General features: G+C 38.1%; 23 protein-coding genes, 1 tRNA gene and 1 pseudogene. 11 read left to right on the forward strand and 14 right to left on the reverse strand.

Features of this window, described 5'->3' with window-relative positions:
- Positions 1–69 precede the first annotated feature (69 nt).
- Entirely contained in the window at positions 70–573 is a 504-nt protein-coding gene (locus tag IRT38_RS17595; protein WP_227592178.1) for a hypothetical protein, read from the forward strand.
- On the forward strand, positions 570–1,571 hold the full coding sequence (locus tag IRT38_RS14745; RefSeq protein WP_194598105.1) for a 5'-nucleotidase: 1,002 nt from the start codon (positions 570–572) through the stop codon (positions 1,569–1,571). The genes IRT38_RS17595 and IRT38_RS14745 overlap by 4 nt, the downstream gene beginning before the upstream one ends.
- A 29-nt stretch (positions 1,572–1,600) precedes the next feature.
- Here the strand turns inward: IRT38_RS14745 and IRT38_RS14750 are convergent, their stop codons facing one another.
- The 3 genes from IRT38_RS14750 to IRT38_RS14760 form a co-directional block, all read right to left on the reverse strand.
- On the reverse strand, positions 1,601–1,966 hold the full coding sequence (locus IRT38_RS14750; protein ID WP_194598106.1) for an endonuclease domain-containing protein: 366 nt from the start codon (positions 1,964–1,966) through the stop codon (positions 1,601–1,603).
- 61 nt (positions 1,967–2,027) lie between these two features.
- Complete coding sequence (locus IRT38_RS14755; RefSeq protein ID WP_194598107.1) at positions 2,028–3,047, reverse strand: molecular chaperone DnaJ; 1,020 nt, start codon at positions 3,045–3,047, stop codon at positions 2,028–2,030.
- Positions 3,048–3,121: 74 nt separating this feature from the next.
- A complete protein-coding gene (locus IRT38_RS14760) occupies positions 3,122–4,789 on the reverse strand; it encodes a sensor domain-containing diguanylate cyclase (protein WP_194598119.1) in 1,668 nt (555 codons plus the stop codon).
- Positions 4,790–5,220: 431 nt separating this feature from the next.
- On the opposite strand from IRT38_RS14760, the gene IRT38_RS14765 reads away from it, so the two are divergent.
- The 3 genes from IRT38_RS14765 (at position 5,221) to IRT38_RS14775 (ending at position 8,093) form a co-directional block, all read left to right on the forward strand.
- Positions 5,221–6,408 carry an ammonium transporter gene (locus tag IRT38_RS14765; protein WP_004908475.1) on the forward strand — a complete coding sequence of 396 codons (1,188 nt, stop codon included), beginning with the start codon at positions 5,221–5,223 and terminating at the stop codon, positions 6,406–6,408.
- Positions 6,409–6,523: 115 nt separating this feature from the next.
- Positions 6,524–7,240, forward strand: a complete 717-nt coding sequence (locus tag IRT38_RS14770) for a phosphatase PAP2 family protein (protein ID WP_194598108.1) — start codon at positions 6,524–6,526, stop codon at positions 7,238–7,240.
- Between the two features lie 46 nt (positions 7,241–7,286).
- Positions 7,287–8,093, forward strand: a complete 807-nt coding sequence (locus IRT38_RS14775) for a serine/threonine protein kinase (protein WP_099949052.1) — start codon at positions 7,287–7,289, stop codon at positions 8,091–8,093.
- A gap of 11 nt (positions 8,094–8,104) precedes the next feature.
- On the opposite strand, the gene IRT38_RS14780 is transcribed toward IRT38_RS14775, so the two are convergent.
- The 5 genes from IRT38_RS14780 to IRT38_RS14800 form a co-directional block, all read right to left on the reverse strand.
- Positions 8,105–9,439: a sensor histidine kinase gene (locus IRT38_RS14780; RefSeq protein ID WP_194598109.1), complete on the reverse strand. Its 1,335-nt coding sequence runs from the start codon at positions 9,437–9,439 to the stop codon at positions 8,105–8,107.
- Between the two features lie 5 nt (positions 9,440–9,444).
- Complete coding sequence (locus IRT38_RS14785; protein ID WP_194598110.1) at positions 9,445–10,122, reverse strand: response regulator transcription factor; 678 nt, start codon at positions 10,120–10,122, stop codon at positions 9,445–9,447.
- Between the two features lie 13 nt (positions 10,123–10,135).
- Positions 10,136–11,773 (reverse strand): phosphoethanolamine transferase, encoded by a 1,638-nt coding sequence (locus IRT38_RS14790; RefSeq protein ID WP_194598111.1) that lies wholly within the window; start codon positions 11,771–11,773, stop codon positions 10,136–10,138.
- 270 nt (positions 11,774–12,043) lie between these two features.
- Positions 12,044–13,174 carry a porin gene (locus IRT38_RS14795; protein WP_194598112.1) on the reverse strand — a complete coding sequence of 377 codons (1,131 nt, stop codon included), beginning with the start codon at positions 13,172–13,174 and terminating at the stop codon, positions 12,044–12,046.
- Positions 13,175–13,487: 313 nt separating this feature from the next.
- Positions 13,488–14,747: an MFS transporter gene (locus IRT38_RS14800; RefSeq protein ID WP_194598113.1), complete on the reverse strand. Its 1,260-nt coding sequence runs from the start codon at positions 14,745–14,747 to the stop codon at positions 13,488–13,490.
- 144 nt (positions 14,748–14,891) lie between these two features.
- On the opposite strand from IRT38_RS14800, the gene IRT38_RS14805 reads away from it, so the two are divergent.
- The 4 genes from IRT38_RS14805 (at position 14,892) to IRT38_RS14820 (ending at position 17,933) form a co-directional block, all read left to right on the forward strand.
- Positions 14,892–15,518, forward strand: coding sequence for a lysophospholipid acyltransferase family protein (locus IRT38_RS14805; RefSeq protein ID WP_087540586.1), 627 nt, complete (start codon positions 14,892–14,894; stop codon positions 15,516–15,518).
- A 62-nt stretch (positions 15,519–15,580) separates the two neighbouring features.
- The gene (locus tag IRT38_RS14810) at positions 15,581–16,498 is read left to right on the forward strand and encodes a patatin-like phospholipase family protein (RefSeq protein WP_005402178.1); all 918 of its coding nucleotides are present in this window, start codon (positions 15,581–15,583) and stop codon (positions 16,496–16,498) included.
- 106 nt (positions 16,499–16,604) lie between these two features.
- The gene (locus IRT38_RS14815; protein WP_194598114.1) at positions 16,605–17,066 is read left to right on the forward strand and encodes an NfeD family protein; all 462 of its coding nucleotides are present in this window, start codon (positions 16,605–16,607) and stop codon (positions 17,064–17,066) included.
- 18 nt (positions 17,067–17,084) lie between these two features.
- Positions 17,085–17,933 (forward strand): SPFH domain-containing protein, encoded by an 849-nt coding sequence (locus IRT38_RS14820; protein ID WP_004908506.1) that lies wholly within the window; start codon positions 17,085–17,087, stop codon positions 17,931–17,933.
- A gap of 69 nt (positions 17,934–18,002) precedes the next feature.
- Here IRT38_RS14820 and IRT38_RS14825 read toward each other — a convergent pair whose 3' ends face one another.
- The 3 genes from IRT38_RS14825 to prpF form a co-directional block, all read right to left on the reverse strand.
- Positions 18,003–18,314, reverse strand: coding sequence for a DUF3817 domain-containing protein (locus IRT38_RS14825; protein ID WP_004963712.1), 312 nt, complete (start codon positions 18,312–18,314; stop codon positions 18,003–18,005).
- Between the two features lie 13 nt (positions 18,315–18,327).
- Entirely contained in the window at positions 18,328–19,239 is a 912-nt protein-coding gene (locus tag IRT38_RS14830; protein WP_194598115.1) for a polyprenyl synthetase family protein, read from the reverse strand.
- A gap of 157 nt (positions 19,240–19,396) precedes the next feature.
- Entirely contained in the window at positions 19,397–20,584 is a 1,188-nt protein-coding gene (gene prpF, locus IRT38_RS14835) for a 2-methylaconitate cis-trans isomerase PrpF (protein ID WP_194598116.1), read from the reverse strand.
- A 371-nt stretch (positions 20,585–20,955) separates the two neighbouring features.
- Here prpF and IRT38_RS14840 point away from each other — a divergent pair, with 371 nt between their 5' ends.
- A complete protein-coding gene (locus tag IRT38_RS14840; protein WP_125272782.1) occupies positions 20,956–22,314 on the forward strand; it encodes an amino acid permease in 1,359 nt (452 codons plus the stop codon).
- A gap of 72 nt (positions 22,315–22,386) precedes the next feature.
- Positions 22,387–22,462, forward strand: a tRNA-Arg gene (locus IRT38_RS14845).
- A 214-nt stretch (positions 22,463–22,676) separates the two neighbouring features.
- Here IRT38_RS14845 and IRT38_RS14850 read toward each other — a convergent pair.
- The 3 genes and pseudogenes from IRT38_RS14850 to IRT38_RS14860 all read right to left on the reverse strand — a co-directional run bounded on the left by IRT38_RS14850 (position 22,677) and on the right by IRT38_RS14860 (position 25,990).
- Entirely contained in the window at positions 22,677–23,486 is an 810-nt protein-coding gene (locus IRT38_RS14850) for a metal-dependent hydrolase (RefSeq protein ID WP_151738800.1), read from the reverse strand.
- Positions 23,487–23,870: 384 nt separating this feature from the next.
- Positions 23,871–25,282 (reverse strand): annotated as a pseudogene (locus IRT38_RS14855) (glutamine synthetase family protein).
- A 147-nt stretch (positions 25,283–25,429) separates the two neighbouring features.
- Entirely contained in the window at positions 25,430–25,990 is a 561-nt protein-coding gene (locus IRT38_RS14860) for a phosphatase PAP2 family protein (protein ID WP_004963780.1), read from the reverse strand.
- Between the last annotated feature and the right edge of the window lie 13 nt (positions 25,991–26,003).

Below are 26,003 nucleotides of genomic sequence, written 5' to 3' on the forward strand. Positions count from 1 at the left end.
CTTTTAAAATTTTATAAAAAAGATGATAAGAATCTTGCTGTAGATAATAATCTAACTGAATTTTATCAATTGTTCTCTACAGAGCAATCTGAAATAAATAATGATGTTATAAAGCAATTAGATAGGAATACTAAAGATGAAAGTTTTACGAGCAAACTAAATAATTTTTGGAATTACATCTTAAATCTAAGAGTTATAATTTACTTTACATTTTTAAAAATTATCTATAGTAGAGAACTAATTTTAAATAAACCATCTGTAAGTAAAATTCCAATTCGTGTTGGAAGATTTTTTATGATAGCGTGGGGGTTATTATTTATATCTACATTATGGTTCCCAAACAAATGGCTAGAAGATAAAAATTTGAATGAAAGTTTTTTACGAGGTTTTCCTACTCATAAAGAAGCGGCTAAGCAAGAAATTTATTTTTCAGCTGATAAACCAATTATTAATACAGCTACCCCACTAAACATTCAAATTAAAGATTTTGAAAAAATCAATAATAATCAACCTATTAATATTGAATTATCAATTAATGGTCAAAAAATTGAAGCTAAAGGAGTAATTAAATGAGTGGATATGATTTAGAACAAAAACTCGTTATCGGTTTAGCTTCAAGTGCATTATTTAATTTAGAAGAATCCGATGAAGTATTTAGAACAAAAGGTGAACTTGTATACCGAGAATACCAGCATAAAAATGAAAATGTGATTCTAGACTTAGGCGTCGCATTCCCTTTTATTCAGCGCCTTCTAAGTTTAAATAGTATTTTTCCTAAAGATAAGCCATTTGTAGAGGTTATTTTACTTTCTAGAAATGACCCAAACACTGGTTTACGGGTTATGAACTCTATCGAGCATTATGGCTTAAATATAAAAAGAGCAATTTTTTTACAAGGTCGAACACCTCATAAATATATTGATGCTCTGAATATCAGTTTATTTTTGTCTGCTAATGAAACTGATGTAAACCAAGCAATTACCGCTGGTTACCCTGCTGGCTTAATTCTAAAAGGCAATATTTTTGATATTGAGCACGATGAAGAATTACGAATCGCTTTCGACTTTGATGGTGTCATCGCAGATGATTCCTCAGAACAAGTCTATAAAGAAAATGGACTTTCAGCATTTATTGAAAATGAAGAAAATTTAGCCAACCAACCTGCAAATATTGGTCCTTTACATAAATTATTAAAAGAACTCTCGACTCTACAGAAAGAGGAAATTAAATATCAGTCACAAAATTCTGATTATAGAAGTAGATTAAGACTTTCGATTGTCACAGCAAGAAATGCTCCTGCACATAAAAGAGTTATTAATTCTTTGAGATCATGGGGTATAGATACAATAAATGAAGCATTTTTCTTGGGAGGCATAGAAAAACGCAAAGTTTTAGAAATTTTAAATCCCCATATTTTCTTTGATGATCAAGTCAGCCATTTAGAAAAAACAGCTGATAGTATTGCTTCTGTACATATTCCTTTTGGAATAGCTAATAAAAAATCAGATTCTAGTGAGCAATCTGCTGATTTAATAATTAATGAAAATACTCAAATTACCGAGCTGAATTAGTTAAATATTCCCTCTCCTTCTAGGAGAGGTTAGCGAGAGTTCCGTTTTAATTCAGAACATCTCCGCCACAAATCTTCCAAAACTATATCCGTTTGATGCAACACATCATGATTCCAATACCGCAAGACTTTCAAACCCAAAGCTTCTAAAAACTTAGTTCGTTCAGCGTCATATTCTTTTCCATCGTTAGTACCGTGCTGACTACCATCTAACTCAATAACCAAACCTAATTCATGACAATAAAAATCTACAATATATGGTGCAATCACATGCTGACGGCGAAATTTCAGATTCATAAATCGTTTAGCGCGAAGCAATTGCCACATCAGATTTTCGGCATCTGTCGCATTACTACGCATGGTTTTTGCGAATTCTAATAATTGTGGGTCTATCATTTTTATTATTACCTCTCCCTTAGGGATGAGAAGCACTGCTTCGCAAGGGGGTGAGGTAAAATCAAAGCGCCCCATGCCCCAACAACATCTCCACCCCACTCACCTTTTTCATATGCTTTAAACGCTCTTTTTCCCATTTCAACTGCTGCTTTAATTCAGCACAATCAATATCTATAGCTTTATACACATCATTAATATGAAGATGCTCGGCTTTTACTCTCTTCGCCAACTGAAAAGAATCTAAAATCTCTTCAATTTGACTTTCAAGCTGCTGACTTTGTGCATCCAATGCCAATTTATAAAACTTCACTTGCTCCGCAGAAAGCTCTTTAGTTCCTAGACCTTTATTCTGTTCAAGCTGTAATTGAAGTTTCAATAAATAAAACAAATCCTGCTGTTCATAAGCCTGACTCGCCTGTTGGAACAACTCAGTTTTTTCTTCTTTCTTGGTTTCATCTTGCTCACGGTCGGGGTGAATCATGGCAGCAATTTTTAAATAAACCGTTTTCAGCGACTGCGTTGCCATCTGCTCAGCTTGTTCACGTTTCTGTTGCTGCCTCAGTTGCTTAGCTTGTTCTCGTGCCTGTTGTTGCTCGGCAGCATACTGCTCAAAGTCATCTTGTTCAAATTCTGAACTTTGGTCAGAGCTTTCATGAAGTTCAAACTTGGCTGACTGTACTTTTTTATTCTTTTTAACGGATTGCTGGGCATGTTGCTGATAAAAAGTATCGATCTGCTTCACAAGTGAGAGCTGTACTTCATTCAACATTTGTGAACGTTTCAACATACGGGCAAGTTGTGCGATTTTCTCATCGAGTTGCTGCATATCCGCTTTGGAAAACTCATGCTGTTGTAACAGCATCCAAAGCTGATCTAACTGCTGAAACAGGATTTCATGCAGCTCGCTATACACAGGCATCAGCTTTTGCCGTGTGTGCTGTTGAATCTCAGCTTGTGCATTCTGCCATGCAGCAAGGCTGATTTTTTGCTGTTCAATTTGAGCAATCAGGCGATTCAGCTTTTTCTGCTGTGGTGAAGGTTCATCTTTAGATGATCGGCTTATTTTTATATCGAAAGACATGCAACAGAAGAAGATAAAACAGAAGGTCGTAGTGTAACAGATCACCCCGATCTGCTACATCACTAAGCAGGCAATTAAGCTCCAATCACTCGGTTACGACCTTGTGCTTTAGCTTGATACAAATATTGGTCGGCACGACGCATCGCAGCCTGTGCATCACTATCCCCAGCCTGTACCACACTCACTCCGATGCTGATGGAAATTGGATGATGATCCAAAATAGGCGCATTTTCTACCGCCTGTCGCAGATTTTCCGCCAAAGCTACTGCCCCTTCAAGCGATGTAGCAGGTAACAACACTACAAACTCTTCACCACCATAACGGGCAACAAAGTCAGACTCACGCACCGTCGAGGACAACTGTTGCGCTACGCTTTTCAGAACAAAGTCGCCTACTTCGTGCCCATATTGATCATTCACTTTTTTGAAGAAATCGACATCCATTAACAACACCGCATAAGCCAAATGACTTCGTGCAAACTGTGCGTACAAATAATCTAAATAATCCGTGAGTGCGCGTCGGTTATATAATTCCGTTAATGCGTCGTACCGAGCCAATTTTTCTAATTCAATATTGGCTTGTTCGAGTTCCTGCGTGCGTTCTTGTACCTTTTGTTCAAGCGTGATATTGGCATCCATGAGCTGATGTTTTTGGGTTAACAGCGTTTTAGTCATGCTATTTAAAGACTGTGATAAACCTGTAATTTCTCGAATACTACTATTTACCTCAAAATGAATATCTTCTTGTCCCTCTTCGACCGCATGTGCACTTTTCGCTAAATTTTCAATTGGACGGCTAAAACGATTGGCTAAGCGATAAGTGAGAGTAAGCATGAATAAGGTGACGATTAAACCAATCAGCACAATTTGTTGCTGTAAAGCACGAACCTCCGCAAGTGCTGTAGACACGGGTTGACGGATTATGACATGCCATCCTAAGCTCATTTCTGTATCTGAGATCACGGCAACATCTGTGGTCAAATACTTCTGTCCCTCATTCCAAGTATCAACAAAATAATGATTGTGCTGCTGCGAGATCGCAGGTAATTGAACTTGTCCAATACTTTTATAGGGATAAAGAATCTCCCCTTGCTTATTGACAATAAATACCTCGATGCCTTTTTCAGCTGCATCTTCTGGCAAAGCTGTTTTTAAAACTTGCTGAGCCCAACTCCAATCTGCATGTGCGGCCAAAACACCTTTCAATACTTTGGTATTTGGGTCGTAGATTGGCGTTGCAAAATCAATAAAACGCATGGGTTCATTGGGATTAATGGCTTTTAATTTTTTCGCAAGCAGAACTGCTTCATGTACATCGCCCAAATAAACATGTTTCAAGCCTTCAATAAACCATGGTCTTGCTGAAACATCTGCCCCTTCTAGTAGTTTATTGGCCGCAACTTCTACTTTCCCACTAGGGTTTGCAATTCCTAACCATGCATAATACTTATACGACTGTTGTACTTGATCGAGTTTCAATTGCAGTTTAGGATTTTTAAAGTCGGTATCTATAAAAAATGGAGACTCACTTAAAAGCACCATCTCCCGCTCGCGTTCTGTCAGAGAATTTGCCAAAGTATTGCTAATATTTTTTGCCGTCGCGTACAGCGTTTGACCACTGGATTGAGTCATTTGCGCTGAGGCTTTATATCCAATATACAAGGTAATACACAACCCTAGAATAAGGGCCATGCCTGCAAATACAATCAGTAAACGATTACGAAAGGTGTCGATTTGGAACATATTCTTTTTCATTGCTCCCTATCGCAAATGATTTTTTGATCTCTCAAATATATCAGGTATTTTTTATGAATTATGTTCGGATTAGATGAACTACTCATTAAAATCAAATAAATTTGATCGCAACTGATTCAGACTTCTACACTAAATCCAACAAAGTGCAAACTCATGCTCTCAAGTGTTTTATTGATACAAATGATTCGCCTTCCTTTGTATCAATCTTTAAGGCCCTATGCTTTTCAGACAACACGCACCAATTTTCATCATATTTACAATTTATTTTCTAAATTGGTGCGTTTTTTGCATCACAAAATCCATCAAATTGAGTTGTGACGCTACAGCTTGGTTTTTAGATTTACTAAATCCATTTTGGTGCAAAAACGAATCAAATACTTGCACCAAAATAAAATTTAGCACTTTTTTTGAGCACCACTATGCAAAACGTAGATCTATTTTTCTTACTGCTCGGTGCAGTACTGGTTTTGGCAATGCACGCAGGCTTTGCATTTTTAGAGCTAGGCACCGTTCGTCACAAAAACCAAGTCAATGCACTCAGTAAAATTCTGACTGACTTTGCCATTTCCGCAATTGCCTACTTCTTTGTTGGTTATTGGATTGCCTATGGACAAAACTTTTTTCATGCAGGCGAAGTTTTAGCTGCTGATCATGGTTATAACCTGATGCGTTGCTTCTTTTTATTGACCTTTGCTGCAGCCATTCCAGCGATTGTCTCTGGGGGTATTGCTGAACGTGCCAAAATGCGTTCACAAGCGATCGCAACTTTACTTCTAGTTGCCCTGATCTACCCGTTCTTTGAGGGGATGATTTGGAATGGAAACTATGGTTTCCAAAAATGGCTTGAAAGCTCTTTTGGTGCAACTTTCCATGATTTCGCTGGTTCTGTGGTTGTACACGCGATGGGTGGGTGGATTGCCTTAGCTGCGGTGATCTTGTTAGGTGCGCGTAATGGTCGTTATAAAAATGACGGTCGTGTAAGTGCTCACCCTCCTTCATCTATTCCATTCCTTGCTTTAGGTTCATGGATTTTGATCGTAGGTTGGTTTGGCTTCAACGTAATGAGTGCTCAACGTGTTGATGCTATCTCTGGCTTAGTTGCGATCAACTCATTGATGGCGATGGTTGGCGGTACTTTGGCAGCTAACTTTATGGGTAAAAATGACCCAGGCTTCTTGCACAATGGTCCTTTAGCTGGTTTAGTGGCGATCTGTGCTGGTTCTGACATCGTGCATCCTATCGGTGCATTGGTTATTGGTGGAGCTGCTGGTGGCATGTTCGTTTATCTATTTACTTACACGCAAAACAAACTCAAAGTCGACGATGTCTTGGGTGTTTGGCCATTACATGGTGTCTGTGGTGCTTTTGGGGGTATTGCAGCAGGTATCTTTGGCCAGCAAGCGCTTGGCGGTTTGGGTGGAGTATCGATTATTTCTCAAATCATCGGAACTGGCTTAGGTGTTGCCATCGCATTGGTAGGTGGTTTTGTCGTATATGGCATTTTAAAAGTCACTATGGGCATCCGTTTATCTCAAGAAGATGAGTATCGTGGTGCTGACCTTTCGATTCATAAGATTTCAGCGAATTCTGAAGAATCAATGTTTTAAGTTTTAATGTTTTATGCGGCGGAAACGCCGCTTTTTTTATGTCAATTTTAAGAGCTGTTTAAGATTAAAACAGTTTAATAAATCATAGATTGTTTACTTTTCGACGTTTAATCCTATGATTATTAAAACGCCATTTTTTCTACTGACCAGTTTCTTACTTTTAATCAGTTTTTTTATTTTGTGGTGGGTCTTTCCTGTAGGGGGCAACATAGATATGTACCTAATCCAACCTTGGGTGGGTACATTTGGTGATTTTGCGCTAAAAGGCGATTGGTATCTAGCAAAACTCAATCATACCTATGTCAAAAAGGTTTTAACGCTGGTCTACATTAGTTTTTTCTTATTATGGATAGCATCTTTCAAAGTTGAAAAACTCAAAGCAAAGCGCTGGAAATATGGCTATATGTTTTGGGTCAGCATGTTATGTACTTGTGTGATCGGGCTAATCAAAGCAAATGCTGCTCATGCTTGTCCTTGGGCGATGACGACTGCAACAACCACAGGCTTCACATGGGATTTTTCTGCTACAGCAGGACATTGTTTTCCTGGTGGACATGCTAGTACAGGCTTTGCACTGGTAACAGGTTATTTTGTCTATCGACTCGATGAACAAAAAAGAGCATGGTTTTATTTATTTGCAGGTATCCTACTTGGTTTTGCGATGGGATGGGCGCAGATGATGCGTGGTGCTCATTTTCTCAGCCATAATTTATGGACAGCGTGGATCTGCTTTGCAATCAATCTTGCTGTATATGCTTTAACCTACCAACGCCATCTCATACGCTCGAACATAATTGATACTCCGAAAGTTTTGCCTGATGTGGTAAAGTGATTACTCAAATACCCTTATACAATCACCTAATTATAGTTTGCTGCGAATGGATGACTTTCAGACTTTTTTAGACAATACCTTAAAAACCCAACAAGCATCTATTCAGGCTTATAAGCTCGATACTGGTAAAGTATGGTTAAAAAAAGCATCTGAACGTCATGGTCTATGGTTATATACGCCATTGAAATGGCTTGCCAAGATTTTCAATCTTGGTGCCATTATGCCTGTCCCGAATCAAGGTGGTGCGGCGGCGATTCGATGTGAATATCAGCGTATTCAACAGCTCAAACAACTTGGTGTATCAACACCTAATGTACTTGCTCATTCTGACAAAGGGATTTTACTGGAAGATATTGGCGCTCAACATCAAAGTAAAGTTAAACAATTAGATCAAGCACTTGCATACTGCAAAGATGATTTAGCAGCTAAAACCACTTTATTTACCCAAGCGATTCAAGCCGTTCAATATGTTCATTTGCAAGGTGGTTATTTAAGCGAAGCTTTTGCACGTAATATTTTAGTCGATCAAGAAAGACATTTTAGTTTTATTGATTTCGAAACTGATCCTGCATCTGTGCTCAGCTTGCACGATTGTTTTGTCCGTGATTGGATTTTATATATTTTCTCGACGGCCTATCATTTCGAATTTGAACAGCTTAATGATGCAAGCTATATCCTTTACCAAGCTCTACTCGCTGAACCACAAGTGTATAAAGACATTTGCAAAGTTGGAAAACGCTTAAACTGGGTGCTCAGACTCAACGTAAACCGTGTTGGCAATGATGGTAAACGCATCCAAAAATGTGTGTTGTTTCTGCGTTATCTTCGAGAGCATGCAGAAAGCAATGCTTAAATCAAAGTGACTCAGTGATGATTTAAAATTTTAGGTAAGCGCACTAAAACGGATAAGCCACCCAAATCAATACTACGAGACAGTTGCAGCGTACCGCCTAAACGTTGAATAGCTTTATCAACGATGGAAAGTCCTAAGCCGCTGCCCACTTCTAGGTGGTGATGCACACGATAGAAACGTTTTAATACTTTATCGTAGTTTTCAGGGTCGATGCCAACACCACTGTCTTCAATTTGCACACATGCAAAATTGTCTTGGTCACTATAGACTGAAATATTAATGATGCCTTGATTAGGCGTATACTTAATCGCATTATCGATCAGGTTAAAAATAATCGAATGAATCGTTGACTCCAAACTATTCATTTCAATCACATCATTACGCTCAAAACCCAAATCTATTTCTTTTTGCATGGCTAAGTTGACCAATTGCTCGACGCAATTGAGTGCAACATCATTCAAACGAAACTCCGTATTTGGCTCAATCAAATTTAAACCTACATCTTGTTTAGCCAATGCCAGTAATTGCGTCACCAGATGCTGAATCCTCGCCAATCCTTTACTTAGATTAATTAAGGCTTCGTGCTCAGGGAATTGACTCATTAAAATCTTGGTTTGTAGATTTAATGCCGTTACAGGTGTTCTGAGTTCATGTGCAGCATCTGCAATAAATTGCTTTTGTTCAGCCTGTGCCTGTTGGATTCGTCCAAACAAATGATTCATTTCTTCAATGGTTGGAATCAACTCTTGCGGATAATCTTGGCTATCAATCGGTGCTAAGCCATCCGAATCTCGACTGCGCAATTCGGCCTTGAAGTCTTCTAAAGGTTTTAAACTGAGACTAATAATGAATGCTAAGATAATAATTGCAAAAGGTAGTAACAGCACATATGGCACAAACATACTGCCTGCCAACTCCCAAGCGAAGTTCTTGCGTACCTGCTCTTGTTGGCTAACTTGAATTTGATAATCTTTTAAAGGAATGACATAAACACGCCATTTTCCTTGTGGTGTTTCTTGCGTGTAAAAACCTGCTTGCTTCACTGGTGGAATCAATAGATGTGTTTGATGCCATAAGTGACTTTGATCTTTGTACGCCCAAATATCAACCAGTAAATCTTCCTCGTGATAAGTCCGATGCAATTCGATTTTACTGGTGATGGTGGTTAAAGGCTGAGTAGTAGACCGTTCAGCCATATATTGCATTTGCGTATCGAGGATCTCATCAACTTCATGCAAAGCGATCTTATAAGCGGTGAAAATTAATAAACATCCAAGCAATAAACTAAAAACTGATGTCCCCCAGATTAATCTTTTCTTGAGGGAATATTGCTTGGATACCTTCATAATACTTATGCTTGTCCTAATCTATAGCCCAATCCACGAATAGTACGAATAAAGTCTTTACCCAACTTAGCTCGCAAATGATGGACATAGACTTCGATGGTATTACTCGTGACTTCACTGTCAAAATCATACAACTTATCTTCTAGATTTGTTTTAGAAAAAATCTTGTTGGGATGACTGACTAATGGAATCAAGATCGCCCACTCACGATTGGATAATTCAATCTGCTGCCCTTTAAAGGTCGCTAAATGTTGTTCCACATCTAGAACTAAATCACCACTTTTGAGCAATTGGGTTTGTTGTTTATATTGTGCATTCTCAGTACCGCCACGTCGTAACAAAGCATGAATACGTGCGAGTAATTCGTCGAACTCATAAGGTTTAATCAAATAATCGTCAGCACCTTGATTCAGTCCATCCACTCGATTTTGGAGTTGATCACGCGCTGAGATAATTAAAACAGGTATAGAAGATCGCTGACGAATCTGTCTTAAGATTTGCATCCCATCCATCAGAGGCAATCCTAGATCTAGCAGTACTAAGTCAAATGGTTGTTTGGTCAACATCGTTAAACCATCCACACCATTATTGACCCACTCCACTTCAAACTGATGATAACGCAATAGAGTCAAGGTTGACTCTGCGATCATAAAGTCATCTTCGATCATCAAGATTTTAGTCATGATTTCCTCATTCTTAGGAATTTGAACATGCAGACAGCATGTCATTTTTTGAATCAATTACTTTCGTTTTGACATTCAGCAAGCTCAATAAAGTCGGGAATAAATTGTCTTGGCTTAATGCTTTAGTTTTTTGCTGTGTTAAACACTGGACTTGACGACTGGCTTGTTGCTTCCACGCATCAGAGAACCACATCAACATCGGTACATGTGTTTGCTGACTTGGTGCAATCGCATATGGTGCACCATGTAGATACATACCACTTTCACCTGTTGATTCACCATGATCTGATAAATACCACAAACCTGTCTCATACTGCGTTGTATTTTTTAATGTTTCAATCAATGAATCTAACACATAGTCAGTGTACAACAAGGTATTGTCATAACTATTAATCAGTGCATCTTGACTACATCCTTGGATCGCATTGGTATCACAAGTTGGTTTAAAGACTTTGAACTGTGGCGGAACACGTTTGTAATACGCAGGTCCATGACTGCCCATTTGATGTAAAACGATCAATCGAGGTTGCGTATCATTATTAGGAATAGTTGCGATATATGTTTTCAAACTATCAATTAAAAGATCGTCAAAACATTCACCTTCTTCACACCATTTTTGCTTGATAGGTTCAGGTATTTTAAACTGCTCAACGCGGTCACAAGCACCCTTACAACCAGAGTTATTATCAATCCAAGTGACTTTATAGCCAGCACGTTGTGCGATATCAAGTAAACCTTCTCGATGACGGGCAAGCCCTTCATCATAATCTTTACGAGGCATACCAGAGAACATACATGGCAATGAAACAGCCGTTGCTGTACCACATGAACTTACTTGAGAGAAGTTAATAATGTCTTGCTTTGATAATTTCGGGTTAGTATTTTTCGCATAACCATTTAAAGAAAAGTTTTCAGCACGAGCTGTCTCACCTACCACCAAAACCATCAATTTCGGACGAGCAGAATTTTCTTTTACAAGTTTTGCATCAGTCCCATAAGTGACCAATGGTAAATTTTCTTTAGGCGCTTTCTTTTTATAATAAGACACAAAAGAAGCAATCATATTTTGTGGAGAGATCATTCCTTTTAAATCACGGTTTTCACGGAAGATTGCCGCAAAATCCACGTAAAACACGAACAATAACCCACCCACCATCGCTAGTGATACAATCGTCGCCATGACCTTTTTCAACAACTGCTTCAAGATCGGTTCAGATTTCAGTTTTACGATCAATATAGCAATAATCGGTAATACGGTCATGCCCAGTGTCCAAGTGACCAAATGTATCGACCACGTATCTCTTGCTTCAGCGATATCTGTTTGCATCAAATTCTGAATCTGATCTGAAGTGATTAACACCCCTAATGTGCTGACAGCATATGAAGCAAATCCACCAATAAATACCATGGCGATTGCAACAGGCTTCGCTGTCCATTTCCAGTTCAAAAATTGAAAAAGAAAGAAATATGCTGAGATAACGACTACAGCTGAAGCGGCTACGAATAACCCTGCTTTAATACCTGTATAAGGTGTAAGCGACTGAAGCTTTTCATAAAAAGCAAAATTTAAGAAAAGTCCTAACCAAATTGAAAGCAATAGGTTAAACGTGAGTAGCGAAATAGGCTTTGCCCTTAGTTTTTTCAGCAGCATAGTCATCGTCACAATAGATAGAAATGATAATTTTGGGTGACATTAAAATAGGAGCTGAAACTTAAAAATGACTTAAATGATTAATTTTTCAGCAACCAATTTTAATAAATTTTATCTATATTATTATTTTTTTCAAAAAATTTAAAACAATAATTGAGTTAACAATAATCATTTTCAATATTCATATATTATTTAAATCTTAATAATTCATTCAAATAATAAAAAAGCACTCAAAACAAATAACTTTTGAGTGCTTTGGGAAAGATAAGATTAGAATTTGAATTCTAATCCTAGGCCACCTACAGGTTGCTTGTCTTTTTTATCCGCTTGCTCAAGCGTTAAATAGCCAGCATAACCATAGGTTTTTACTTGCTTACTAAATGCATAATCCGCACCTGCGATGACTTGTTTAGCTTTGAAGTCTGCACTGTTGTCTTTGAAACTGGTATCGTTTTGGCTGTATTGAGCTTTCACTGTCCAGTTTTTAGACTGTGGAATGTTATATTCAGCACCGACTAACCAACCTTGTGCATCATCAATATTTTTAGCTTTTGCAGCCCATTTAGTTGCATCACCCGCATCAGCATAAGAAGTTTCTTCAACTTCTGAACTTTGATAAAGTGCTTTAAGCGCTAAACCTTCAATTGGATTTAATCGGCCAATCGCACGAACTGTATTTGCCGCAGCAAACACTGATCCGCCTGCAATTTCAGGATCAGATGCATTTAAAATACCTTTACCTAAGAACGTACTTGGGATCGCTTTGTCATAACCGAGACCCGCAACAAAAAGTGGGTTTTCATAAGTTACCGAAGCTGACCAAGCATCACCTAAGCCCTGACCTTCAACTTTGGCACCACCACTGCTTTGCTTAATTCCAGTCGCCTCACCTGTTGCCAGTAAAGCATTAAATTTAAATGCACCATCAAGAACTTTGACTGCAGGTGACTCATAGATCACTACATTATCAATACGGTTTTCGCCAGTAAAAATCCCTGTTACATCTGCTTTGTTAGCAACATAGTTGTTGAAGGTATCTACAACACTAGAGAGTTGCTTGACTGGTGTGTCATGTTTACCGATTTTCACTGTACCCAACTTGCTGTCTTTTAAGCCAACAAAACGGTTACGTTGAGTCCAATCACTGCTGTCACCATCTGCACTGAATCCCCATTCAGCAGCATAAACAGCACTTAAACGCTCTGTTAATTTCTCATCACCTTTGAATCCGATAAAGGTGATGTTCGAACTAATTTCCCAAACATCTTTGTTTGATTTTGTCGCATTTTTTTCTGGTAAATAATCAACACTCGCGTCGATTTCACCGTAGATTGTTGGTGCTGCAAAAGTAGAGGTTGCAAGTAAACCTAATACTGCTGCTGTTACAATTTTGATTTTCATTTTTGCCATCCTAGTTAAATTTGTAACAAATCCTACACATTAACCTTATATGACAAAACGATTAAAATCTTATTTATTTATTCCATTTTCGACTAAAGTTTAATTTTTAGCCGAGACTAACACCTTATCTTTTTTTATTATATCCACACCAAAAAATATTTATTAGTCAGTAATTTACAATATTACCCATCATGTTTCAAACTCAAGAAATAGAGCTAAAAAAAAATTGAATGAAGATATACATTTATCGAAAAGCCGTAGATTCTCACATTGAAATATTACAGTTTAATATCTAAGCTTTATAAATTTGTAATCAACCTTGATTAATATTTACATATTTCTTCCAATTAAAAATTGGTAGCAAACAAATGAATGATATTAGAAAAATTACAGACAAATAATTGTAATATCCAAGCAAATCACCAAGTAATCCACTTAGTAAATATAATAAACCACTGACTGTCGCCATAATTGAAACCTGCAAAGTAAAGTCAGTTCCCGCAAAGTGTTTACGGCTGTAGTTCATAATTAAGCTGAGCATGACTACCAACAACATCGCGGAACATGCGTCCTCAAAGGCATTGATTACATATATTATAGAAGAATCAATTTTTTTATGATGTTCAAATACATAACCCAAATAAACATAGAAAAATAGACTTAGAATTTTTAACATAGAAAATATAATCAAGGCATAAGCCTTAGACAGATATTTCAACAACACCCCTGCAATTGCTGCACCTACCAATGCAGCTACAGCACCTAAAATTGTAATATAAAGTCCAATTTGAGAAAAATTTAAACCTAAATCAACAGCAAGTGGTTTTAATATAGGCCCTGTCAATCCATCAACAATCTTAAAAGTGATTAATACTAGCAACCATGCTTTTAACTGTGGAGACGAGCTAAAATAATGAAGATATTGTTTAATCGAATTAATTTTTGAATGATTTGAGCTGTTATTTGAATTTATCGATTTAATTCGTTCAGGTTCTTTATGAAATAAAATAGGAATGGTATTCAGGAATACTAAAACCGCCAACAATAAAAATGTTTTTTGCCAATATAACCAATCCAAGCACCAAAGTACGACACCTCCACCGACGATAAACCCTAACCGAGAACCAATCACTTGAAAGGTATTACCCCAGTGTAATTGATCATTTTTAAGTAAATTAACAGCTAAAGCATCCGTCGCAATATCTTGAGTCGCACCTGTAAGATTTATACATAACAGCAAAGTAAAGAAGATTAATAAATACAGAGGTTGATCAAGTGCATGAATCGGAAAAAAGGACAATATCACCAAAATAATGACACTAGCGAATTGAGTAGGAATAATCCAACTGCGATAGTGACCTAAATTCGAGATTGCATAACGATCAACATATACAGCCCAAAAGATTTTGATCGACCACGGCAACATCAATAATCCAAAACCGCCAATATGTGCCAGAGATACACCTTGAGATCTTAAAATCACAGGTAAAGCATGTGTCATAAAACCGACAGGTAATCCTTGTGCCCAATACAACGAAAATAGCAATAAATAGATTTGACGAAGATTAGGCATGTAAGGCTGTTCCTAAAGTATTTCTTTGTAAGTTCAACTATCTAATCCTCTCAAAACCACCACATTAAAATCTCATTTTTTGCCAATGCGATGCAGGTAGTGAAAGTTTAAGATGATTAAAGTTGTCATTATTTTTCTGAACCTATGTCACAACATTTTCCTGAATTACCGCCTCTAGTACCACAAAGAGGAACCAGTTATAGCCGTGCATTGTGTAAGAAACTCTTTCTAAGTCAAGGTTGGAAAGTGATTGGTGAAATTCCAAACTTACCCAAAGCAGTCGCTATTATCTCACCACATACGTCTAATATTGATGGGTGGTACGGTTTTCTTGCGATTGGCGGTTTGGGGCTCAAGATTACGGTTCTAGGCAAAGATACACTATTTAAGCCTCCGTTTAAGCCCCTTCTCAACTGGGCGGGATTAATCCCTGTGCATCGTGACAGTACCAATGGTTTGACTGAACAGGTCGTTGCGGAAATTCAAAAGTGCGATCGAATCTGGGTCGGAATGGCACCTGAAGGTACGCGTAAAAAAGCCGAAAAAATGAAAAGTGGTTTCTACCATATTGCACATGCAGCAGGTATTCCGATTGTGATGTTTTCTTTTGATTATGACCACAAAACGATTTACTGCTTAGGTGCCTTTACGCCAACAGGTCATTATCAACAAGATCTTGAAAAAATTATGGGTTTTTACCAAGGACATTTTTCTCCCAAAAATCCAAATTGGTTAGCAGAGCCATTACAAAAACTTGTGAAAAAAAACTAGAAAATCGAGGGCAAATCTGCTGAGATGTGCCCATCTTTTCGTCGATTTTATCTCCTTTTGATATGAAAATTGCTCAACTCTCCTGTTTAGCACTTGTTAGCTTGACATTATTTGGTTGTGATCAAGTTGCAAAAAAAACGCCACCAACTTCAACCTTAAAAGCACGTGAGCCCGTGATTGCTTTAGCATTAGGCGGTGGCGGTGCTAAAGGCTTTTCACATATTGGCGTCATCAAAGTCCTTGAGTCACATGGCATTAAAGCTAAAATTGTGACCGGCACCAGTGCTGGCAGCTTTGTTGGTAGCATTTATGCAAGTGGGCAAACGCCTTATCAGATGCAAAGTCTTGCATTAAAACTACAAGAGTCTGACATCCGTGATCTCACCTTAAATAGCCAAGGTTTTATCATGGGGCAAAAACTTCAGAATTATGTCAACAGTCAAGTTGCCAACAAACCGATTGAGAAATTCCCAATACGTTTTGCTGCTGTAGCAACTCGTTTAGACAACGGCAAGAAAGCTGAATTTATTAAAGGCAATGCAGGTCAAGCCGTACGTGCATCATGTAGTATTCCAAATGTCTTTGTGCCAACAGTCATCGGTGGTACCAAATATGTCGACGGTGGTTTAGTCAGCCCTATTCCTGTAAAAACAGCGAAAGATATGGGTGCTGATATCGTAATCGCGGTTGATATTTCTGCGCGTCCTACAGGTGATAAACCCATGAATATGTGGGGATTACTAGATCAGACGATTAATATCATGGGTCAGCAAAGTATTAACGAAGAACTTAATCAAGCTACTGTCGTGATTCAGCCGAAAGTCGGTCATCTCGGTGTACTTGATCTAAAATCAAGTAACCAAGCTATCTTAGAAGGTGAAAAGGCGGCTCAAGCCAAGATCACAGCGATCCGAGCTGCAATTACTAACTTCAAAAAATCCCCTGCAGCATTCAAACCTGCCCCTCGACCAAAATTCTAAAACACATTCATTATCTTTATATATTCATAAAGATAATCATCTGTTACAGTGCTAGAGGTGAATATTTTTTCACCTCTATTTACCGTTTAACGATACGAGCAAATCTATGGAATTTGTAGTTGAGCCTTGGCACTGGTTGGTATTAGGTATTTTGTTAATTCTTTCAGAATTGGTATTACCTGCATTTGCTGCACTATGGTTTGGTATAGCAGCAGTGATGGTGTGTATTTTACTTTGGCTTTTCCCAATGATGGGCTTTACCACTCAAGTGATCACTTGGGGGATTTTATCGATTTTATGTACGATTCTTTGGTTTAAATTTATAAAACCACTCTCAATTGATAAGACCAAAGCGGGTTTATCCCGTGAAGCAACCATTGGTCAAGTGGGGATGGTCATCCAAACTGGACTGGATCACAGTCAAATCGTGGTGCGTTTTCCAATGCCTGTACTCGGCTCTGATGAGTGGAACTGTCGAAGCACAGCTCCTGTAAAAATCGGAGATCGTGTTCGTGTTATTGATATCATGGGTAATGATTTAGTTGTTCAACCGCATAGCACTTCATAAACATAAAGAGGGTTTCTAATGTCTGTCGGTACTATTGTTGTTTTAGCGCTCTTCGCTTTTGTTGGTATAACCATTTTTAAAGGGGTTCGAATTGTTCCCCAAGGTTATAAATGGATTGTTCAACGTCTTGGTAAATACCATACCACGTTGAATCCAGGTCTCAATTTTGTGATTCCATATGTAGATGAAGTTGCATATAAAATCACGACGAAAGATATTGTCTTAGATATTCCATCACAAGAAGTGATCACACGTGATAACGCTGTGTTAGTGATGAATGCAGTTGCTTATATCAATCTGACCACACCAGAAAAAGCTGTGTATGGTATCGAAAACTATACTTGGGCGATTCAAAATCTTGTACAAACTTCTCTGCGCTCGATCGTAGGTGAAATGGATTTGGATGATGCCTTGTCATCACGTGATCATATCAAAGCGAAATTAAAGGCTGCCATTTCAGATGATATTTCTGATTGGGGGATTACACTTAAAACTGTAGAAATTCAAGATATTCAACCATCACATACGATGCAATCTGCAATGGAAGCACAGGCCGCAGCTGAACGTCAGCGTCGTGCAACTGTTACTAAAGCTGATGGTGAAAAACAAGCAGCGATTTTGGAAGCTGAAGGACGTCTCGAAGCCTCTCGTCGTGATGCAGAAGCTCAAGTTGTTCTTGCAGAAGCATCAGAGAAAGCAATTAATATGGTGACCAATGCTGTTGGCGACAAAGAAATTCCTGTTGCTTACCTATTGGGCGAACAATATGTAAAAGCTATGCAAGATATGGCGAAATCGAATAATGCAAAAACAGTGGTTTTACCAGCCGATGTTTTAAATACAATTCGTGGTCTTATGGGACGTTAATTGTTTTTAACGTTTTATTTGCAAAAAAAGCCATGATCATCATGGCTTTTTTTTGTGCTTGAGTTCATCTTACTCTGCGATCAACGTTGAATGATCTTTTTCGGCTAATTGCTTAACTTTACGATCAAAGATAAAAGGGCCAAATGGTAAAATGGCAGCAATCAAGCCCAAATTAAAGATCGACAGAGACCATTTCATTCGATGACAAACAACTAAAAGCATCACAAGGAATAGTACAAATAAAACACCATGCCCCATCCCAATATATTTGACAAAAACAGGATTTCCCCAAATATACTTAATCGGCATGGCAACGCCGAGCAATAATAAAAATGAAATGCCTTCAAGCGTTCCCACAAACCGTAAAGCTTGTACGTTCATATACTTCCCCAAATTAATTTTTTCGATCTAATAAAAATTTAGAAATCTCAATCAGCTCTTTGGCATTTTCACCAAAGTATTCTAATGCTTCAAATGCTTGATCATGTAAGGTTTGTGCATAGACTTGTGCCTGCTCTAAACCCATTAAAGCAGGATATGTTGATTTTTGGACTTGTTCATCTTTGCCTGCGGTTTTACCTAAGGTTTCAGTGCTCGCCGTAATATCCAAAATGTCATCCTGAACTTGGAAAGCTAAGCCAATGCTCTGACCAAACTGACGTAATTTTGGAATCGCCTGATCTGTGCCAGAGTAAATAGTCACTGCCCCCATCATGATGGCAGCCTGAATTAAAGCACCTGTCTTATTACGGTGAATATTTTCCAATTCATTTTGGGCAACATGCTTACCTTCAGCTTGAAGATCCAAAACCTGACCGCAAACCATCTTTGAACTTGCTGTAGCTAAGATTTGCATTTGCTTAAGAACAATAGCTGCATCTGTACCTTGTGCCTGGTCGTCAAATAAACGACTGCCTAAAATCTCAAATGCCATTGATTGCAGAATATCACCTGCCAACAAAGCAGTATCTTCACCAAATGCAACATGACAAGTCGGTTGACCACGACGCAGTAAATCATTATCCATGCAAGGCAAATCATCATGTGCGAGTGAGTAGCAATGAATCAGTTCTACTGCGACAGCTGCACGACGTGCGGCAGCAAAGTTTTGGTTGGCTTGTAACGAAGCAGCCGCATAACATAAAGCTGGGCGGACTCTTTTACCACCAAGCATGACGGCATGGTGAACAGCTGCTTTGAGTGGTTCTGGGAGAGAAAATGCAGCCAATGCTGTCAATAAATCTTGTTGAATACGTTGTTGAGCTTGTTTTAAAACATCCGCATTAACTGGAGAAATAGACGACACAATTGCCTCGAAAAATGAATAAATGAAGAAGTGACAGCATCTGTCAGAATGGCAACATCATATCACTATTTATCCCGATAGATTATCTTTGTATTTTTCAAGCTATACAAAATAAAAACACCCCCAAATGGAGGTGTTTAAAATTGATGAAAACGGCTTAGAAGGTATCACCTGGTACACGAACCCAACCTTCCATCAGAACACGTGCACTACGACTCATAATAGCTTTTTTCACAGCCCATTTTCCATCAATCAACTCAGCTTGAGCACCAACACGTAACGTGCCTGATGGATGTCCAAAACGAACCGCTTCACGCTCACCACCACCAGCAGCTAAATTCACCAACGTGCCAGGAATCGCAGCAGCAGTACCAATTGCAACTGCAGCAGTTCCCATCATGGCATGGTGAAGTTTACCCATAGATAATGCACGAACTAATAAGTCAACATCAGCAGCTTCAACTGTTTTACCACTTGATGATGTATAGGTTTTTGGTTGAGATACAAAAGCAATCTTCGGAGTATGCTGACGCGCAGCAGCTTCAGAAATGTCTTTAATCAAACCCATTTGAACAGCACCATACGCACGAATTTTTTCAAAACGAGCTAGTGCTGCGGCATCACCATTAATATGATCTTGTAATTCAGTACCTTGATAACCAATCGCTTCTGCATTTAAGAAAATAGTTGGAATACCTGCATTAATGAAAGTTGCATGGAAAGTACCGATCTCAGGTACCACCAATTCATCAACAACATTTCCTGTAGGGAACATATCCCCACCTTCTTCACCATCATCAGCAGGATCTAAAAATTCGATTTGAACTTCTGCTGCAGGGAAAGTGACACCATCTAATTCAAAATCACCTGTTTCTTGAACTTGACCATTGGTCACTGGTACGTGCGCAATAATAGTTTTTTGAATATTCTTCTGCCAAATGCGAACTGTGCAAATTCCATTTTCAGGAATACGAGCTGCATCCACCAAACCATTTGAAATTGCAAAAGAACCTACAGCAGCAGTGAGGTTTCCGCAGTTACCACTCCAATCTACAAAAGGCTGATCAATTGAAACCTGTCCAAATAAATAATCAACATCATGTTCAGGCTGTGTACTTTTAGCCAAAATTACCGTTTTACTGGTACTTGAGGTCGCCCCTCCCATACCATCGATTTGTTTACAGTATGGGTCAGGACTACCAATCACACGGAGAAGAAGTTGATCACGTGCTTTGCCTGCTTCTTGTGCCGCTTCAGGTAAATCATCAAGTTTGAAAAAAACACCCTTACTTGTGCCACCACGCATATATGTTGCAGGGACTTTGATTTGCGGTACTGAGCTCATGTCAATTTCATCCTTTTATCATGTTCTTGGTGCAAGTAAATCTTGAGTCTAAAATTACTTCACAGCAATAAAATATGCCATACGACCAATTGCTTTTCGGTCAATTGTTATGGGTAAAATGTGCTCACTATATTGAGTATTTTTGTACAGATTAACAATGGCATCGAAACATTTATACGCGGTTTAAAAATCTAGTGCCCGATTTAAATGATCAGAAAACAAACTTCACTTAGTTTACTATTCACCCAAATATAAGATTTTAAATGAATTTTAAAAACAACTTTACAGTCATAGCCCGCCTGTACTTTTACTAGTCGAAAATCATTCAATCTATTAGAATAATCCACTTATTCTTCGTCGAGCTCAGTCCTTTGAACAACGATTCTTCTAAACTTCAGCGTGGACTAAAAAACCGCCATATCCAACTCATCGCGATGGGTGGGGCTATTGGTACGGGCTTATTTTTAGGTTCTGCGCAAGTCATCCAGTCTGCTGGACCATCTATTATTTTGGGTTATGCGATTGGCGGTTTGATTGCTTTTTTAATCATGCGTCAACTCGGTGAAATGATCGTAGAAGAACCTGTAGCAGGTTCATTTAGTCATTTTGCATATCAATATTGGGGTAAATTTCCAGGCTTTTTATCAGGTTGGAATTATTGGATATTGTATATCCTCGTTGCGATGAGTGAGCTCACGGCAGTCGCAAAATATATCAATTACTGGTGGCCCCATATTGCTGCATGGCAGTCAGTTTTATTCTTCTTTGTGATTATTACAGCGATCAACCTCACTAATGTAAAATTCTATGGTGAGTCAGAATTTTGGTTAGCCATTATTAAAGTTACCGCTGTTGTAGCGATGATTTTATTTGGTCTGTTCTTGCTGTTCACTGCGGATGCCAACTCTACGGCTTCATTTACCAACCTTTGGAGTCATGGTGGATTCTTCCCGAATGGGTTTGAAGGTCTATTCTTCATGCTGGCATTCTTGATGTTTGCATTTGGTGGTATTGAATTAATCGGTATGGCAGCGGCTGAAGCCAATGATCCAAAGAAAACGATTCCTAAAGCGATCAACCAAGTAGTGTTCCGTATTCTGATTTTCTACATCGGTTCACTCACAATTTTATTATCACTTGTGCCATGGAATCAGCTTGATTTAGGTGGCTTAGATAAAAGCCCATTTGTAATGATTTTCAGCCAAATGGGAATTGGTTGGGCTGCTCACCTACTTAACTTCATTATCTTAACCGCAGCATTATCTGTATATAACAGTGGTATGTATGCAAACAGCCGCATGTTGTTTGGTTTAGCTGAACAAGGTAATGCACCTAAAGTATTTGCTAAAGTGAATAAACAAGGTGTTCCTGTTCCAGCCGTATTGCTTTCCGCATTGCTCATCTTCGGATGTGTACTTTTAAACTACTTCGTACCAGAAGATGCCTTAGGTCATTTGATGTATGTGGTGGTGGGTGCTTTAGTTTTAAACTGGGCAATGATCAGTTTGACGCATTTGAAATTTAAAGCGATGGTCAAACAAAAAGCATTAACAACGAGCTTCCCTGCTTTATGGTCACCATTCAGCAATTATCTTGTACTCGCATTTATTGCGGTTGTACTTTACATCATGTGGCAGCAAGGTTTTAAAGAATCTGTGCTCATGATTCCTATTTGGATTGTTCTAATGTTTGTGCTCTATCGTGTTTTAAATTTGAAAAATAAGAGCTAAATACAGCTAGTCGGTTTCATCAAAAAGTGATTGCTAAGGCAATCACTTTTTTGTTTATAATCATTTAATTATGCGCTCATAGCTTAACTGGATAGAGCAGTTGCCTCCTAAGCGACCGACGTGGGTTCGAGTCCCGCTGAGCGCACCATTTAGCTGTTGAAGTCAATATTTTTTAATATGGTCTACGCCAGTGATATAGAAATTCATACCCTGCATAAAAAGATCAGCTTTGTACATTGAAGTAACAGTTGATAAATCATTTAAGCTTTTTAAAATCAAAAATAGATGCGCATTTTTATGCCGTAAATTATTTACCAAGCAAACGCTAAAAAATACAGTACTTTTAAATCTCAATCATTAAATTAGCTAGCTAATAACGCTCTCGCTTTGATCAATAAATCCTGCTGATCAATCTCAGATGGATGAAAACTTGCTTTATAAAATGCTAAATAGTCAGGTAATAAACGCCACATCATGTGGACAAGACCCATAAGTGTTTGTGTGTTCTTGAACAGCTGCTTCGGTGAATATAAGGTATTCTTTCGATCTTGCCAGACTAAATGACCTGTCATTATGATCGTGCTACTGATGAATCCCACCGTAATTGTTCGCATACTTCTACGACGTTGAGCTAAGTTGGCAAAGACTTGCTGATATACATCAAATGCCACATGCTTATGTTCGATTTCTTCAACAGCATGCCAAAGCCAAAGATTCTTCATATTTTCAGATAAGCCTTTAAACATAATATTTGGATATTCAAGCATATAGCCTGCCATCATCGCCGTAAAATGCTCAAGTGCAACTGTAGCAGCCAATTGACGGCGCTTGCTTAAAGTTCTTAAGCGGATCATTTCCTGCTCATAAGCCTTTTCAAACTTTTTTAGATGATAATCATTGCTTTGCACCAGTTGATTAAACTGCTCATGTGCTCGCGCATGATGCGCCTCTTGCCCAATAAAACCTGAGATATCTTTTTGTAGCTGTTCATCATGGATTTGATCACGCACATTTCGGACGGTTTCAACAAAAAAGCGTTCACCCTGTGGGAAACTCATGGATAGAGCTGTGAGAAAATGTGACATCAAAGTAGATTCAGTGTATTGCGTGGTAATTTTTTCGGCTTTGAATTGCGTTTGGCGCACTGTAATTGTATTCACATCATTTGACATCGTCGCTCTCCTCACGCATAACATTTCTGTAAGCAAACACTAAATCACATGAGCAAGTCTTATGACTTACATCTCTTATTGATCTACTACTTCAATCAAAACATTAGCTCAACTATTTGAAATTAAATAGAGGCTACAAAAAGTTCCAAATTAGAACTAAAGATTAAATTATAGCCTCTTCTGAATGCTGTCAATTTGTTTTTCATATACCAGTGTTATTTGTCCTATAAAGACTTGTTATGTCCTTCGATGCGTTATGCCTTAAAATTCATAGAGTTTTGAGCCTATATTTAACTCATTACAAAGCTATGCCTAAATAAATGCTGTTCCAATTAAAGCATTTAGCAGCTTTTTTTTGAGTCCGACATCAAAATATGTGATGACTTAAATATCCCAATTTTTTTCAATAGCAGTGATCTGACTCAAGACATGCTGATACTCTGCCTGTTTAACAGTACACCACAATGCAACAAAATCTTGATTTAAATATTCACACATCCAATGATTAGCTTTAAATCGCTTCAATGCATCCATTTGTTCTGTCGGAAGAAAATAATGTTTACTAATCTGCTTAGATTGATTCACCGATTTAGGGATTGCCGATATGTGAGTTAAGCCATGCAGCGTTCCCATTAATATGATGGCGACTGCTAAATACGGATTGCAATCGGCTCCAGCTACTCGATATTCGATTCTTTGATTTTCTGAATCCGCACATGGGATACGCAGTGCGACATTACGATTATTCCACCCCCAGTTTGCTTCCAAAGGAACATGCTGACCCAACTTAAATCGGCGATATGAATTGAAATTGGGGGCTAAGATCGCCATAGAATCTGGCATAAAATGAATCAATCCACTGATTACATTTAATAATGGCTTTGCAAAGTCACGTTCAGAACAGCTAAAAATATTATGTCTGTTAGCATCAAGTAGACTCATATGAAAATGCATTCCACTCCCTGCTTTATGCAAATCTGGTTTTGCTAAAAAATTAGCTTTAAAGCCATGTTTATTTGCAACTTGTTTAATACTCCGTTTTAACATCAAGATTTGGTCACAGAGCTTCAAAATATCAGTTCCATGCGGCAGATTAATTTCATACTGATCTGACGATGACTCAGAAACGATTCCAGTGATATGTATTCCCTGTATTTCAGCAATCGTTTCTATTTCATCCAACACTGCTTGGATATCGCATGTGGGTTTAAATCAAAACATTGTTTAGGAATGGCTGACTTTTGGCTCTCTTGGGATAGAGGCTGTAAGTAAAACTCAAGCTCAGCAGCGATACATGGAAAATAATCTAACTGATGTAATCGATTCAGCAATTTATTTAAAATATTGCGCGGTTCATAACGACAAGCTTGTAAATTATTTTCTTTCATCGTTAAAAGTAACTGAGCATTGATATGTGGATCTATAGGATTGGGACGTAATGACCCCAACACAGGTACACATAAATAATCTGGTTCACCGACAAACTTGCCTAGTCCAGTTTCCTCAACAACATTTCCATCCAAACTCATGGCGTAAATAGACAGCGGTAGATAACAACCCTTATCTAAACTTTTGAGACAACTGATATCTATCCTTTTGCCTCGTAAATGCCCATTGAGATCATAAAGGAAAATATCGATGTGCTTAGTATTAGGATAAGTATCTAAATAGCTATCCACTTCATTGAGGAAGCTGTGATTATGAATGGAGTCATTAACCCTAGTGCGTGCAACTAAGGGTTGAAGATTATTATTAATTTTAGTCGCAGAATTTATCTCAGCTAATGCTGCACTCATGGCTATAGACCTAAGTTATTTCGATCTAATCAGCTTAGTGAATGCAACAAAAGTTGTAACGTAAAGACTTTATAAATTATTTTACCTATCCAGTAAAAAAATCATAAATTCAAAAAGATAAAATGAATATTAAATCGCATTTTCAATTCAATCAAACAACTGCTGTAGCCTCATTCGTCTTATACGCAAGCTCATTTCTTTCAACATATAGTTGCTAAAAACAACCAGTAAAAAGCCGATTAAAAACGAACCAACCACATCAAATGGAAAATGAACACCGACATAAATTCTAGATAAACCAACAACCAGACTGACGAACAAGCCAATAATTCCAATTGTCTTAAATCCAGCAAGTAGATAAGCAAATGCAATAATGACAACGGTTAGCGTATGCTGACTAGGAAAAGATGAACTCAGGCCATGCCCAATCAACTTATGTCCCAAATCCAACTGAAATGGACGTGGATGATGATAAAAATATTCGATTAAGTCACTTAATATCAAAGAGATAAGCACTATAAATAAGGTTTTAGCAAAGATTAGATGATGTGTTTTCCATTTTAGAACCAACATCAGAACCAGCAAACTGATAAAAACAGTATTTAGATCATCCGCTAAAAAAACTGCGATCTTGTCTATGATAGGGAATTGGGTCGCTAGTGAATTGATACTATGAAACAAATAAATATTTGTTTCCTCAAAGATCATATTATGTTTGGGG

It is taken from the genome of Acinetobacter sp. SK-43, from assembly GCF_015351505.1.
GTDB lineage: Bacteria > Pseudomonadota > Gammaproteobacteria > Pseudomonadales > Moraxellaceae > Acinetobacter > Acinetobacter junii.